General features: G+C 68.7%; 12 protein-coding genes. 6 read left to right on the top strand and 6 right to left on the bottom strand.

Annotated elements, in window-relative coordinates; translation table 11 throughout:
• Positions 1 to 270: 270 nt before the first annotated feature.
• Complete coding sequence (locus AC5Y4T_RS06975) at positions 271 to 1941, bottom strand: hypothetical protein (protein WP_499952524.1); 1671 nt, start codon at positions 1939 to 1941, stop codon at positions 271 to 273.
• 368 nt (positions 1942 to 2309) lie between these two features.
• Between AC5Y4T_RS06975 and AC5Y4T_RS06980 the strand changes: the two genes are divergently transcribed.
• From AC5Y4T_RS06980 to AC5Y4T_RS06990, 3 genes are read left to right on the top strand one after another with little or no spacing between them, the layout of a single operon-like run.
• Positions 2310 to 3497, top strand: coding sequence for an NAD(P)/FAD-dependent oxidoreductase (locus AC5Y4T_RS06980; RefSeq protein WP_499952526.1), 1188 nt, complete (start codon positions 2310 to 2312; stop codon positions 3495 to 3497).
• A complete protein-coding gene (locus tag AC5Y4T_RS06985) occupies positions 3494 to 4405 on the top strand; it encodes an RNA polymerase sigma-70 factor (protein WP_499950864.1) in 912 nt (303 codons plus the stop codon). The genes AC5Y4T_RS06980 and AC5Y4T_RS06985 overlap by 4 nt, the downstream gene beginning before the upstream one ends.
• Positions 4406 to 4421: 16 nt before the next feature.
• Entirely contained in the window at positions 4422 to 5660 is a 1239-nt protein-coding gene (locus AC5Y4T_RS06990; RefSeq protein ID WP_499950865.1) for an aminodeoxychorismate synthase component I, read from the top strand.
• 64 nt (positions 5661 to 5724) lie between these two features.
• Here the strand turns inward: AC5Y4T_RS06990 and rsmI are convergent, their stop codons facing one another.
• The gene (rsmI, locus tag AC5Y4T_RS06995; protein ID WP_499952527.1) at positions 5725 to 6561 is read right to left on the bottom strand and encodes a 16S rRNA (cytidine(1402)-2'-O)-methyltransferase; all 837 of its coding nucleotides are present in this window, start codon (positions 6559 to 6561) and stop codon (positions 5725 to 5727) included.
• A gap of 25 nt (positions 6562 to 6586) precedes the next feature.
• Here rsmI and AC5Y4T_RS07000 point away from each other — a divergent pair, with 25 nt between their 5' ends.
• Positions 6587 to 8182: a dolichyl-phosphate-mannose--protein mannosyltransferase gene (locus tag AC5Y4T_RS07000; RefSeq protein ID WP_499952528.1), complete on the top strand. Its 1596-nt coding sequence runs from the start codon at positions 6587 to 6589 to the stop codon at positions 8180 to 8182.
• A 102-nt stretch (positions 8183 to 8284) separates the two neighbouring features.
• Positions 8285 to 9133, top strand: a complete 849-nt coding sequence (locus AC5Y4T_RS07005; protein ID WP_499952529.1) for a DUF559 domain-containing protein — start codon at positions 8285 to 8287, stop codon at positions 9131 to 9133.
• 50 nt (positions 9134 to 9183) lie between these two features.
• On the opposite strand, the gene arcA is transcribed toward AC5Y4T_RS07005, so the two are convergent.
• Positions 9184 to 10398 (bottom strand): arginine deiminase, encoded by a 1215-nt coding sequence (gene arcA / locus AC5Y4T_RS07010; protein WP_499918439.1) that lies wholly within the window; start codon positions 10396 to 10398, stop codon positions 9184 to 9186.
• Between the two features lie 95 nt (positions 10399 to 10493).
• Here arcA and AC5Y4T_RS07015 point away from each other — a divergent pair, with 95 nt between their 5' ends.
• The gene (locus AC5Y4T_RS07015) at positions 10494 to 11090 is read left to right on the top strand and encodes an alpha-ketoglutarate-dependent dioxygenase AlkB (RefSeq protein ID WP_197694692.1); all 597 of its coding nucleotides are present in this window, start codon (positions 10494 to 10496) and stop codon (positions 11088 to 11090) included.
• A 4-nt stretch (positions 11091 to 11094) separates the two neighbouring features.
• On the opposite strand, the gene AC5Y4T_RS07020 is transcribed toward AC5Y4T_RS07015, so the two are convergent.
• Genes AC5Y4T_RS07020 through pat form a run of 3 tightly spaced genes read right to left on the bottom strand, consistent with a single transcriptional unit; the run spans position 11095 to position 13463 of the window.
• Positions 11095 to 11745, bottom strand: a complete 651-nt coding sequence (locus AC5Y4T_RS07020) for a DUF5642 family protein (RefSeq protein WP_499918440.1) — start codon at positions 11743 to 11745, stop codon at positions 11095 to 11097.
• 27 nt (positions 11746 to 11772) lie between these two features.
• The gene (locus AC5Y4T_RS07025) at positions 11773 to 12462 is read right to left on the bottom strand and encodes a DUF5642 family protein (RefSeq protein ID WP_499918441.1); all 690 of its coding nucleotides are present in this window, start codon (positions 12460 to 12462) and stop codon (positions 11773 to 11775) included.
• 56 nt (positions 12463 to 12518) lie between these two features.
• Positions 12519 to 13463, bottom strand: a complete 945-nt coding sequence (pat, locus tag AC5Y4T_RS07030) for an acetyltransferase Pat (protein ID WP_499919001.1) — start codon at positions 13461 to 13463, stop codon at positions 12519 to 12521.
• Between the last annotated feature and the right edge of the window lie 252 nt (positions 13464 to 13715).

Raw genomic sequence — 13715 nt, forward strand, 5'->3', positions numbered from 1 at the left:
TTCCCCGCAGCGCGAGGTTTGACGCGCATTTCCCGGCGAGATAGCCGCCGGGGGCTCGCATCGGCGGCCGCCACCTCGAGCTCACGCAGGGCACGACTACCTCGTTTTCTTCCGAAAGTGGAGCGAACACGCGTCCGTGTCGCTTAAGCCATCGAGCTGTCTCCCGAGGTTAGCAGCCACAGAACCGACGGTTGACACCTGCGTCAATACCGCAGATCTCCAGCATAGGCGGTCGTCGATCCATCAGAACGTGTCACACGCCGTGGATCGTTAGTTTTGCCCGCTAACGGAGTCACTCGGGATGTCAAGTGTGGCAATCGGGTACAGCCCGGCGCCGTCGCGCCCGTCTCGCGCCAGGGCCATCGGTGCGTAGTTCACGACGTGTGAGGCGCCCGGTATGTGCTGTTGCCATTCGACGGAGGCGCGCAGTGTGTAGTGACCGGGCGCCAGGCCCGTCACGTCGACGCGTACCGACTCGGTGGCGGACTCCGCAACCGGCTCCTCGCGTGACGGGCTGGATTCGTCGTGGACCAGGGTCTTGAGATTGACCGTCGCGGGCAGGCTGCGAACCACCGCGCCCGAGAAGTCGACCAGCTTGTAGCCGGGCACCCAGGCCTCGGTGGCCGCCGCCGCGCCGTAGTTGGTCCAGTCGACCGAGATCGTCGCCACCTTGCCCTGGATCGACTGCGAGCCCGGCTTCGCCTCGACCGAATACCGGTAGCCGGCAGAGGTATTGGCCTGGCTCCATAACTGAAACAGCTTGGGGTCCATCGCCGACGCCGCATCGCGGTCCGGGAAATCGGTGCTGGAGGTCATCGATACGTGGTACCGGATGACGTCGTGCAGGCCCTTTTCGTAGTACGACCGCGCATCGGCTCCTTTGGGCAGGCGGCACCACTGGCTGATCACCAGCGCCCTCATCAGCCGCTGCCTGATCGCGTTGACGACCGCGTCGTTGGACCGAACGTACTGCGAGTCGTTCGACTCGGCCCATTCCGGCAACGGCGTCTGCACCCCGAGGCAGTCGGCGCGGACGCCGACCGGTGCGGCCAGTTTCTTGGTGACGTCCTCGGCGAACAGCTGGCGGACGATCTCCGGATTCTGCGGAGCAACCACCAGTTGGGTGTGTGGGAAGGCGTTGACGTTGGCCGCTACCAGCTGGGCGATCGAAGCTTTGGTGATGCTCTGGTCGCGAAACTGGCTGTAATAGCCCAGCTTTGCGGTGCTGTCGTCGGGGGTGGGCCCCGCGGTGCCCAGCGAATCCCGCAGATAGGCGAGCTGGTTCTGGCCGAAGTCCCCGTATCCGGAGAACTCGAACACGGACAGCCGCTCGTCGCCGTCATAGCGGCGGCCGAGCGCGGCCAGCAGCTGGCCCACGCCGTTGAGGTAGTCGGCGTCGTTGAAGTTCGGCACCACCTGGGTGACGCCCGGTGCGGAACCGGCCGGCGCCGCGGGATAGCTGGCCGCCGACGGACGCAGCCAGTCCGGGATCGCGATGTTGGTGTTGCCGGCGTAGGAATCGTTGCAGCAGGACTTGTAGACGTACACGCCCAGGGTGAGGCGCATGTTGCGACTGCCGAGCTTGGTCAGCGCGTCATCTACGGCGCTGAAGTCGAACTTGCGGTCGTCGGGCGCGTCGGGGGGCAAGGTGCGGGGATCGACGGGCTGCAGCTGCCGCCAGGAGACACGCAGGCTGGCGTCGTACGACGCCGGCCAGGCGGAGTATCGCTGTTGCGCCGAATTACCCTGCGGGAAGAGCGGATTCAGCATTTCCTCATACTGGCCACGCAGCGGGTTGGGTATCTCTTGCGCGGTGGGCGGGATGGCCGGGCTGACCATCGCAGATAGCGGTCCAGGGTCGCTTTTGTCACCGCAACCGCTGAGCGCCGCCGCCGCGCACAGGACAGCGGCCAGCGCGCATTTCCTCCATGAGCACACCATGGTGGCGTCAGATCGCGCCCGGCGACCACGGGCCGCGAGGGTTGTGCGACTGCGCCGGCGCGCCGCCGGGCCCAGTCAAAACGATCGTCGTCGTCAAGGTTGCTTCTCCCAATACACACCGATGCGCGGGTAGGTGGCCCCATATTTTCGCGCGTTCCAGTGGTGCGTGAATCCGGCCTGGGGCAGGCCACAAATTGGCGTAGCGCAGCGTATCATGCGCGTTTCGGCATAGCTTCGCTGCAGCTCAGCGGGGGTGCACGGGCAAGCTGCGCGCAGTGAGACGGGTCACAATTGCGGGCGTGCCTGTCACGCTCGGCGGTTCTGCGGTGTCTCAAAGGGCACACGTCCTCACGAAAAAGGAGACAGCCATGACCGAGGTAGCCCCCGAAAGAACCCATGTCGTCGTTGTCGGCGCCGGATACGCCGGAACACTGGCGGCCAACCATCTGCGCCAGCGCCCGGACATCGACATCACGGTGGTGAATCCGCGACCGGTCTTCGTCGAGCGAATCCGCTTGCACCAGTTGGTCGCCGACACCGGCGCGCCGACGGCCGATTACGCGACGTTGCTCGGCGAAGGGATCCGGTTGATCGTCGACAGCGTCGATCGGATCGAGACCGCCGGCCGGCGGGTGCTGCTTTCCTCGGGTGCCGAGCTGAGCTACGACTATCTGGTCTACGCCGTGGGAAGCACCGGTGTCACCGCATCGGCGGTGCCGGGCTTCGCCGAATTCGCACATTCGGTCGCTGATCTGGAAAGCGCGCAGCGGCTGCACTACGCGCTCACCGATCTGCCGCTGCCGGCACCCATCACCGTGGTGGGTGGCGGATTGACCGGGATCGAGACCGCGTCCGAGCTGGCCGAGGGTGGCCGCCCGGTGACCCTGGTCTGCGGCCCGGTGCTCGGTCCGTCATTGAGCAAGCGGGGCCGGCGTTCGGTGGCCAAACAACTGCGCGGCCTGGGTGTCAACGTGCTGGAGTCCGTGGCGGTGGCCGAGGTGCGCTGGGATGAGGTGGTGCTCACCGACGGCGTGGTGCTGCCCAGCGCGGCGACCATCTGGACTGCCGGATTCGCCGTGCCGGATCTGGCCACGCGCAGCGGGCTGCACACCGACCCGATGGGCCGGCTGCTCACCGACGAGACGCTCACCAGCATCGACGACGAGCGCATCGTGGCCGCCGGTGACGCCGCCGCGCCGTCGGGTCAGCCGTTGCGGATGAGCTGCCAGGCCGCCGGCCCGTTGGGTGTCCAGGCCGCCAACACGGTGCTCAGCCGCATCGCCGGCGACGTCCCCGCGGCCCTGAGCCAGGCGTTCGTCGGGCAATGCATCAGCCTGGGCCGCACCCACGCGACCGTGCAGTTCTCCCGCACCGACGACACCCCGGTGAACATGTTCCTCGGCGGCCGGGCGGCGGCTTCGGTCAAGGAGGCGATCTGCAAGGGCACGCTGTGGTCGATCCGGCGCGAGGCCGCCAAGCCCGGTTCGTACTTCTGGATCAAGGGTGGCAAGCGGCCCGCGCAGTCACCGGCCGACGAGGAGGTCGCCGCGCGATGACGCAAGCACCGACCGGCAGCGAGCACGCCGAACGGTTCACCTTGCTGCGGCCACTGCTGTTCACCATCGCCTACGAGATGCTGGGCTCGGCGACCGAGGCCGACGACGTCTTGCAGGACAGCTATTTGCGGTGGGCGGCGGTCGACTTGGCGACGGTGCGCGACACCAAGTCGTACCTGGCCCAGCTGGTCACCCGCCAGGCGCTGAACTCGCTGCGGGCCGGTGCTCGCCGGCGCGAGGACTACGTGGGGCCGTGGCTGCCCGAACCGCTGCTGCTCGACGAGCAGGACCCCTCGGCCGACGTCGTTCTGGCGGAATCGATTTCGATGGCGATGCTGGTGTTGCTGGAGACGCTGAGTCCCGACGAGCGGGCCGTGTTCGTGCTGCGCGAGGTGTTCGGTTTCGACTATGCCGAGATCGCCGAGGCGGTGGGCAGGCCGGCGCCCACCGTCCGGCAGGTCGCGCACCGGGCCCGCGAACACGTGCGGGCCCGGCGGAAGCGATTCGACTCGGTCGACCCGGAACGCAACGCCGAGATCACCGCGCAGTTCCTGGCGACGGCGGCCGGCGGTGACGTGGACGCGCTGATGACGATGCTCGCCCCCGACGCGACCTGGACGGCCGACAGCGGTGGCGTGGTGAGCGCCGCCCGCCGGCCGGTGGTCGGCGCGCAGAAGGTCGCCCGCGCGATCGCCGGCCTGATGCGCCGGGCCGCGACGATGGGCGCGATGCGGGTGGAGATGGTGACCTGCAACAGCGCCCCGGCGGTGCTGCTCTACCTCGGCGAACAGCTCGAGGGCGTGATCACTCTCGAGATCGCCGAGGACAAGATCACCAACTTCTACGTGATGCGCAACCCGCAGAAGCTGGCCGCCCTGGCCACCGCCCGCGACATCAGCCGCGGCTGAGCGGCACACTGGGTCGGTGCGCATCGACCGGCTCGGCGATCTCGGCGCCGCACCCCAGGTGCTGCGCGCCGTCGGTGACGCCACCACCCGGCTGGGTCTCCCGCCGCCGGCCGCGCTTACCGGCGAGTGGTTCGGCGCCCTGGCGGTGATCGCGCCAAGCCTGTCGGTGCGCCCGGTCCAAGTCGGCGACGTGTTCGCGGTCCCGGCATCGCGGACGTCCGAGCCGCACGCGGTGGGCGGGGGCTGGATCGGTTACCTGTCGTATCCCGACCCCGGCGCCGACGCCCGGCCAAACCGGATTCCCGAGGCCGCCGGCGGCTGGACCGACAGCGTGCTTCGCCGCGACCGCGACGGGCAGTGGTGGTACGAGAGCCTCTCGGGTGCACCGATGCCGGACTGGCTCGCCACCGCGCTGACCACGCCGACGGCTCCGCCGCGCGAGTGCCACATCGACTGGGGCATCGCCGATCGGGCGGCGCATCGCGACGGGGTGCTGGCCTGCCTGGAAGCCATCCGCGCCGGCGAGGTCTACCAGGCGTGCGTGTGCACGCAGTTCACCGGAACGGTCACCGGCAACCCGCTGGACTTCTTCATCGACGGCGTCGCGCGCACCTCCCCGGCACGGGCGGCCTACGTCACCGGCGCCTGGGGTGCGGTGGCGGCGCTGTCGCCAGAGCTTTTCCTGCGGCGGCGCGGCACGATCGTCACGTCCAGCCCGATCAAGGGCACCTTGCCGCTGGACGCCTGGCCGTCGGCGCTGCGGGCGTCGGCGAAAGAGGTCGCGGAGAACATCATGATCGTCGACCTGGTGCGCAACGACCTCGGCCGGGTCGCGATCGTCGGAACGGTGACCGTGCCAGAGTTGTTGGTGGTGCGGCGCGCCCCGGGGGTGTGGCACCTGGTGTCGACCGTGTCCGCGCAGGTCCCCACCGAACTGCCGACGTCGGCGCTGCTGGACGCCACGTTCCCGCCAGCCTCGGTCACCGGGACGCCCAAACACCGTGCCCGTCAACTGCTTTCGCAGTGGGAGCCGAATCGTCGTGGAATATACTGCGGCACAATCGGTTTGGCCTCGCCGGTGGCCGGTTGCGAATTGAACGTCGCGATCCGCACCGTCGAATTCGACGCCGCGGGCGGCGCGGTGCTCGGTGTCGGCGGCGGGATCACCGCCGACTCCGACCCGGACGCCGAGTGGGCCGAATGCCTGCACAAGGCGTCCCCCATCGTCGGGCTGCCGTCCATCGCCGCCGGCTGACCGAGCGGCTAGTCCTGATGGCGGCGGCCCGCTACGCCCGGCTTCGCCGCGCTTGCGACCGCCGCTAGTCGCGTCGTGACCGCAGCACCGCGTCGTAGAGCTGGCGCGAACGCGCCCCCGGATGGGCGGCCGCCACCTGGCCGCAGGCGTCCTTGACGCGAGCGCCGTCGGCCACCAACTCCTCGACCTCGGCGACCAGCGACGCCAGGTCGGCGCTCGGGGTGGCCCCGGCCAGCACCACGGTGATCTCACCCAGCACACCGTCGGCCGCCCACGCCGACAGTTCGTCGAGCGATCCCCGGACCACCTCCTCGTGCACCTTGGTCAGCTCCCGGCAGATCGCCGCCCGGCGTTCGCCGCCGAGCCGCTCGACCGCGTCGCGCAGACAGGCGGACAACCGGCGCGGCGATTCGAAGAACACACAGGTGCGCCGCTCGTCGGCCAACGAATCCAGCCAGGTCCGCCGCGCCGCCTTCTTGCGTGGCGCGAATCCCTCGAAGCAGAACTTCTCGGCCGGCAGACCGGACAGGGCCAGCGCGGTCGTCACCGCCGACGGCCCGGGCAGGCATCCCACCGACAGGCCGGCCTCGACGCAGGCCGTCACCAGCCGGTAGCCGGGATCGCTGATCAGCGGCATCCCGGCGTCGCTGACCACCAGCACCGTCGCGCCCGCGCGGATCGCCTCGATCACGGACTGTGCCCGGGTGCTCTCGACCTGATCGAACATGCTGATCACCCGACCGGCGATTCGCACGTCGAGGGACTTGGCCAGCGTGCGCACCCGGCGGGTGTCCTCGGCGGCCACCACATCGGCTCGGGCCAGGGCGTCCAGCAAGCGGGGTGAGGCATCCGACGGCTGGCCCAGGGGGGTCGCGCCCAGCAACAGGCGGCCGGTGGTCATGACCGACAGCCTACGATCGACACCGATGACTGCCCCGCCCCGCGAATCCCCCTTGCACACCGAGGGTGCCGACGCGGAGCGCGCCGTGCCCGTCGTCAGCCCCGGACCGCTGGTGCCGGTGGCCGATTTCGGGCCGACCGATCAGATCCGCGGGTGGGTAGTGACCGGGGTGATCACGCTGGTGGCGGCGGTGACCCGGTTCCTGAACTTGGGCTCGCCCACCGATGGCGGCACCCCGGTCTTCGACGAAAAGCACTACGCGCCGCAGGCCTGGCAGGTGCTGCACAACCACGGCGTGGAAGACAACCCGGGCTTCGGCCTGGTCGTCCACCCGCCGGTCGGCAAGCAGCTGATCGCCCTCGGCGAGGCGATCTTCGCCTACAGCGGGGTCGGCTGGCGGTTCACCGGCGCACTGCTCGGCGTCGTGATGGTGGCGCTGGTGATGCGGATCGTCCGGCGGATCAGCCGCTCGACGCTGATCGGTGCGATCGCCGGCGTGCTGGTGATCTGCGACGGCGTCAGCTTCGTCGCCTCGCGGACCGCCCTGCTCGACGGCATCCTCACGTTCTTCGTGGTCGCTGCGTTCGGCGCGCTGATCGTCGACCGCGACCAGGTTCGGCAGCGGATGCACATCGCGCTGGCCGAGGGCCGCAACGCCGAGACGGTGTGGGGTCCCCGGCTGGGTGTGCGGTGGTGGCGCGTTGGCGCCGGGATCCTCCTCGGCTTGGCATGCGGCACAAAGTGGTCCGGCCTGTACTTCGTGTTGTTCTTCGGTGCCATGTCGCTGGCCTTCGACGTGGCCGCGCGGCGTCAGTACCAGGTGACCCGGCCGTGGCTGGGGACCTTGCGCCGCGACCTGGTTCCGACCGCGTACGCGCTGGGCGTCATGCCGGTGCTGGTGTACCTGGCCAGCTATGCGCCGTGGTTCGCCTCCGAGACCGCGATCGACCGGCACGAGGTGGGCCAGACGATCGGCGACCATGCGATTGTTCCGATGCCCGACGCCATCCGATCGCTGTGGCATTACACGGCCAAGGCGTTCCAATTCCACGCGGGCTTAACGAATTCCGCGGGCAACTACCACCCGTGGGAATCCAAACCGTGGAGTTGGCCGATGTCGTTGCGGCCGGTGCTCTACGCCATCGACGAGCAGAACGTCGCCGGGTGCGGCGCGCAATCGTGCGTCAAGGCCGAGATGCTGGTGGGCACCCCTGCGATGTGGTGGCTGGCCGTGCCGGTGTTGGTTTTCGCGTTGTGGCGCATGCTGGTACGCCGCGACTGGCGTTACGCCGCGGTGCTGGTCGGTTACTGCGCGGGCTGGCTGCCCTGGTTCGCCGACATCGACCGGCAGATGTACTTCTTCTACGCCGCGACCATGGCGCCGTTCTTGGTGATGGCGATCGCGCTCATTTGCGGCGACATTCTTTACACCCCCGGCGCCCCGCCCCGGCGGCTGCGACTGCAGCCGAATTCCGAGCGACGCACTCTTGGACTGATCGCCGTGTGCTGTTACGTGGCCCTGGTGGTCACCAACTTCGCGTGGCTGTTCCCGGTGCTCACCGGTCTGCCGATTTCGCAGCAGACCTGGAATATGGAGATCTGGCTGCCCAGCTGGCGCTAGTTTTCGCCGCCGAGATTGCCGTGAGGGCTGCGCTTCGCGCCTTGTCCACAGCCATGGCGGCAATGTGGACGCGACAGCGGCGCCGACCATCATGATGAGCGCGTGGCGAGGGTCTTCCTCGGGACCGAGGCGGTAGCGCGCGGCGGGCTGACCCGGGGCCGATTGCGTTGGAACTACCGGCGGATTCATCAAGACGTCTACCTGCCGAAAGGCGCCTCGAGATCCTTGCGGGACAACATCGTCGGGGCGTGGTTATGGTCAGGCCGCCGGGGAATCGTCGCGGGCCGCGCGGCGGCGGCGCTCCATGGGGACAAGTGGGTCGACGAATCCACACCGATAGAGATCATCGGGCCGTTCAACCATCCTCCGCCCGGAATCATCGTTCGCCGTGAACGAATCGGCGCCGACGAGATCGTTGACCTGGGCGGGCTACCTGTCACCAGCCTGGCGCGTACGGCGTTCGATCTGGGCCGGCACCTACCGCGGGGATCAGCAGTCGCTCATCTCGACGCGTTGTCCGCCGCGACGGGTGTCACCGCGGCCGAAGTGACTCCATTGATCATCACCCACAAGGGAGCGAGAGGAGTGCGCCGGTGCCGAACGCCCTTGGCACTCATGGACGGCGGCGCGCAATCACCCAAAGAAAGCTGGCTGCGACTCGTCCTCATAGACGCGGGACTCCCCGCGCCTGCCACGCAGATTCGGGTCACCGACGGACGTGTGGTGGCTTACCTGGATATGGGGTGGGAAGCGCCGATGGTGGCGGTCGAGTACGACGGCGAGCAACATCGCACCGATCGAAGACAGTACGTCAAAGACATCCGGCGAGCCGAGATGGTTGGCCGACTTGGCTGGAACGTGATCAGGGTGATCAACGAGGACCGTCCGAACCTCATCGTCCAACGTGCGCGCGAAGCGTTGGCCCGCCGTTCGTCGTCGAGATTGCCATGACGGCTGCGGTTCACGCGCGAATCGCGACCGTGGCGGCAATCTCGACGCGTCTAGGGCAGCAGGTCGCGGGCGACGGGGCAGGACATGCACCGGGGTCCGCCGCGGCCGGTACCCAGTTCGGAGCCGGCGATGGTGAGCACCTCGATGCCGGCGTCCTGCAGGCGAATGTTGGTCTGCAGATTGCGTTCGTAGGCGATTACCACGCCGGGCGCCAACGCCAGCGTGTTATTGCCGTCGTCCCACTGCTCGCGTTCGGCGACAACGGGATCCAGGCCCGTGTCGATGACGCGGAGCTGGTCGATCTCCATCGCCTTGGCCGCTGCCTCCAGGAAGGGGGCCACGTCGCTGATGGCGACCCCGTCCGGCGTGCGCTGAATCGTGAAGGCGGACAACGAGTCGACGATGTTCGCGTACATCACCACCGTATCGGTGTCGACCATGGTGCACACCGTGTCCAGGTGCATCTGGGCGCGCCGCTGCGCGATCGGCACCGCGAGCACCGTGTTCGCGAGGTCGTCGTCAAACAGGCTGCGCGCCAACGCTTCAGCGCCGGCGGGAGTGGTCCGCTCCCCGACCCCGACCGCGACCACCCCGGGCGCCAGCAGCAACACGTCACCGCCCTCGACGGGGGCGGTGCGCGACTCGTAGGCGCGTCGCACGCCGGTGAATCGGGGGTGGTGGGCGTAGATCAGATCGGTCAGCGACGCCTCGCGGGTGCGGGCTCGCAGCGCCAGCGTCGGGATGACCACCCGTTGGCCGATCCAGATCGACGAGTCGCGGGTGAACACCAGGTTGGGCAGCGGATCGATGACGAAGTCGCCGCCGTGATGCATGCGCAGCACCAGTGAGACGTCGGTCCGGGTGTCGGAGGGCAACTCGTTGAACGTCATGCCGGCCATCAGCACCTGAGCCAGCCGGGCCGGCTCGAGCCCCCGCAGGTATGCCGAAAGTTCTTGCGCCAAGGGCACTCCGAGTCGTCGCGCGTCGACGGCGGCCGCGACGCCCTGCATCCGGGCGGCTCCGCTGTGCGTCAGCGCCTCGGTGAGCAGGTCCGACAACAGCAGCACCTCGACGCCGCGGGACCGCAGCAGATCGGCGAACTGGTCGTGCTCGTCTTGCGCGCGGGCGACCCAGGGCAGGCCGTCGAACAGCAGCTGGTCGAGGTTGCGCGGATTCAGGCGGAGCAGTTCGGCGCCGGGGCGGTGCAGGATGACCACGCGCAACGCGCCGACCTCGGAATTGGTGCCCAGCTCGACAACACCCACAGCTCAACCGTAGCGGCGCCCCGCCTTGCCGTCCCGCCACACACGCCCGTCGCGCGCCACCCGCCATCGAACGGATGTGCGATAAACTCACTTCCGTGGAGATCGCGGTCCAAGGCTCCCTGTTCCAGCACACCGAGCGCAGACAACTCGGCGACGGCGCGTTCATCGAGATCCGTGCCGGCTGGCTCACCGATGCCGATGACCTGCTGGACGCCCTGCTGTCGACGGTGCCGTGGCGCGAGGAGCGCCGCCAGATGTACGACCGCGTCGTCGACGTGCCGCGGCTGGTGAGCTTTCACGACCTTGCCGTCGACGAGCCCCCGCATCCGGAACTGGCCCGGCTGCGGCGCCGGCTCAACGACATCTACGCCGGGGAGCTCGGTGAGCCGTTCACGACGGTCGGGTTGTGTTGCTACCGCGACGGTTCGGACAGCGTGGCCTGGCACGGCGACACCATCGGCCGCAGCAGTTCCGAGGACACCATGGTGGCGATCGTCAGCCTGGGCGCCACCCGCTCTTTCGCGATGCGCCGCCGCGGCGGCGGGCCGTCGCTGCGGCTGCCGCAGGCGCACGGCGATCTGCTGGTGATGGGCGGATCGTGCCAACGCACCTGGGAACACGCCGTGCCCAAGACGACGGCATCGGTCGGCCCCCGGGTGAGCATCCAGTTCCGCCCGCGCGGCGTGCGGTAAACAGTCAGGCGCGCACCGCGGACACGGCTTTGACGAGTAGGTCGCGCGCCCGCTGGGTGTCCACCGGGGCGACCGGCTGATCGGGGACCACCAGCGGGTTGGCGATGACGATCACCTGGTAGTCGCCGAATGCGGCCGAATAGTCATACAACTCGCCGGTGCGCGGGCCACCCGAAGTCAGCGCCTGCATGACGCGATGCACGCCCAGCGTGCGGGTGCTCTCGATCTGCGGCACCTCCACCACCTGGACACCGCCCCGCAGCTGCGGTCCGGTGAAGGTCACCTTGGCGCAGTCCTTCCCAGGATCGTTGAGCGGCAACGCTTTTGAGGTCTCGAGCGCGATCACCACGAACCGATTGCCGCGACCCTCGGCGGTGACCGCGGACATGTTGCCCTGCAGGTCCGCCGGCATGTCCGGCCCGGCCGCGACTTTCGCGCAGTTCGCGGGGTCGAACGTCAACCCGTCCGGCAGTTTGCGACCGGCCAACAGCTTGGGATCGATTCCCCGTTCGCTGATGTCGCTGACCTTGTACTCGGGTCCGAAGCTGGACTTCACGTCGACGACCTTGTTGATGTCGACCTTCGCCGGGTGAGTGGCCGATGAGCAGCCGGCCAGGACGCAGACAGCTACGACCGCGGGCAAGATCTTGGACATCGTCGCCAATCTACCCAAGCGAAGAGCTCAACTGCGCAACGTGGACACCGTTTTGGCGAGCAGATCCGCGGCGAATTGCGGCGGCAGCATCGGCAGCGCCGAGCCCGGATCGGTGGTGAGCGTGGTAAATGCGTAGTAGTTGCCCAGGTACGCGGTGAATGTGTAGATGCGCGAATCTATTTCGATACCCGACTCGACGGATGACTTGACGTCGGCCACCATTCCGACGGTGTCCACACCATCGACGTGCGGGGCGTCGGTGAGGTGCACGTGGGCCACGGTCTGCCCGGCGGTCTCCGACCACTGCGCACACGTGGTAACCAGGTCCTCGGGCAGATCGACCGGTCCCGGCAAAGCCACCACCACGGCGTCGACGATGCCGCCGCTGCCCGATCCCGAGACGCCCTGCGCCGACTGGTCGCGCCCGTTCCCCGGGTCGGCCAGCGTCCCGCACACTGCCGGCTTGGCCTGCAGGCCGTCCCCGAGGCTCCACATCACCCGGGGTGAGGCGGCACTGGGGATTGCGGTGTTCACCTCATAGCCGTGCGGCAGGTCGCGAACGACCCGTTTGATGTTCGCGGGGTTGACGGTAACGACGCTCGCCGGAACGGATTTCGTGGGACCGGCCGCCGGAGCGCGTGCCGGTGAGTGACCGCACGCCGCGATCGCCGACGTGAGCACCCCGATTAGCGCCGGACCGATCCAGAACGGCCGCATGAGGAGTTGATAGCACAGGACATCGCCAAACCGTCTCCCCCGCGCCAGCGCGGGTCTCAGCCAACCGCCGCGATGACCTGCCGGGCGACACGCTTGATCTGCTCGGCCTCCTCACGCCGCAGGTGGCGGGGGGCCGGCACGTCGATCACGGTGGTGATGACGCCGACGTCTTCGCGCTGCCAGACGGCTCCGTGGCGGTCCATGATCGCGCGCATCGGCCCGTTGTCGGAAAGCATTCGCGCGGAGAACCTTTCGACGCCGTCGACCTCGGCGGCGATGGACAGCGCGCTCATCAAGAAGGTGCCGATGCCACGGCCCTGATAGGCATCGGCGACGGTGAAGGCGATCTCGGCGACGGTCGGGTCACTCTCGTCGCGCACGAAACGCGCGTCGGCCACCGGGTCGCTGCCGTCGGTGACCACCCACACGAAGTGATCGACGTAGTCGACCTCCGATAGGTAATGCATCAAAGCGGGAGTCGGAAGTCGCGGGGTCATGAACCGCCGATAGAGCGTGTCGCTGGAGAAGTAAACGTGTCCGTGCACGGTGCGCTCGCTGTCGCCGGGGAGCACCGGCCGCAGCAACAGGAGCGTGCCGTCGCGCACGCGAATCGGGATCGGCGTGATGAACGCGGCGAGCCGCTGACGCACGGTGCGCAGCAGCCGCGGCGTGATGCCGGGGATGTGCACCATGCTGGCGAACGCCCTGGTGTCACCGATCCAGCCGGTCAACGGTTCGGCGGTGGTCACCGTCGCGGTCCGGGGAATGTCACGCAGCAGGGCGATCTCGCCGACAATCATGCCCGGGGAGGCATGCTCGACGATCGTTACGCCGTCGTCACCGACGTGTTTGATCTCGGCGGTGCCCGACGAGATCAGCAGAAACGAGACCGCCTGCTCTCCCTGCCGCATCAGCACCTGGCCGGCCGGGGCGCGCAGCGGTTGCAGGCGGCCCGCCAACGGCGCCAGGTCTTCGGCGGGACATCCCGTGAAGATGTCCATCGTCGCCAGCTCGTCCACCCGCGCGCCGGTGAGCCCGGCCACCGCTACGGACCGCCGCCCGCGGCATCGCGGCACCGCTCTGCGCGTCGCGGTGATGCCATGACCTGCCCGCCTGCTCGCCGTCGTCTGCCGCGCCGGGCCGACCCCCCGGATACGGTCGGATGTTGCCAGGTTATGAGCACGGTCGCGGCTCGGGCAAGCATGCGCGGGTCACTGGTGCGATCGGGCGGCCCGCCGGAAGGCAGACGCGCG

Source organism: Mycobacterium sp. NGS11 (assembly GCF_059813315.1).

Bases quoted from the DNA above. Each gene is read 5' to 3' on its own strand.
- AC5Y4T_RS06975 (WP_499952524.1), bottom strand. From the start codon at position 1,941: ATGGTGTGCTCATGGAGGAAATGCGCGCTGGCCGCTGTCCTGTGCGCG.
- AC5Y4T_RS06980 (WP_499952526.1), top strand. From the start codon at position 2,310: ATGACCGAGGTAGCCCCCGAAAGAACCCATGTCGTCGTTGTCGGCGCC.
- AC5Y4T_RS06985 (WP_499950864.1), top strand. From the start codon at position 3,494: ATGACGCAAGCACCGACCGGCAGCGAGCACGCCGAACGGTTCACCTTG.
- rsmI (WP_499952527.1), bottom strand. From the start codon at position 6,561: ATGACCACCGGCCGCCTGTTGCTGGGCGCGACCCCCCTGGGCCAGCCG.
- AC5Y4T_RS07000 (WP_499952528.1), top strand. From the start codon at position 6,587: ATGACTGCCCCGCCCCGCGAATCCCCCTTGCACACCGAGGGTGCCGAC.
- AC5Y4T_RS07020 (WP_499918440.1), bottom strand. From the start codon at position 11,745: ATGTCCAAGATCTTGCCCGCGGTCGTAGCTGTCTGCGTCCTGGCCGGC.
- AC5Y4T_RS07025 (WP_499918441.1), bottom strand. From the start codon at position 12,462: ATGCGGCCGTTCTGGATCGGTCCGGCGCTAATCGGGGTGCTCACGTCG.
- pat (WP_499919001.1), bottom strand. From the start codon at position 13,463: ATGGACATCTTCACGGGATGTCCCGCCGAAGACCTGGCGCCGTTGGCG.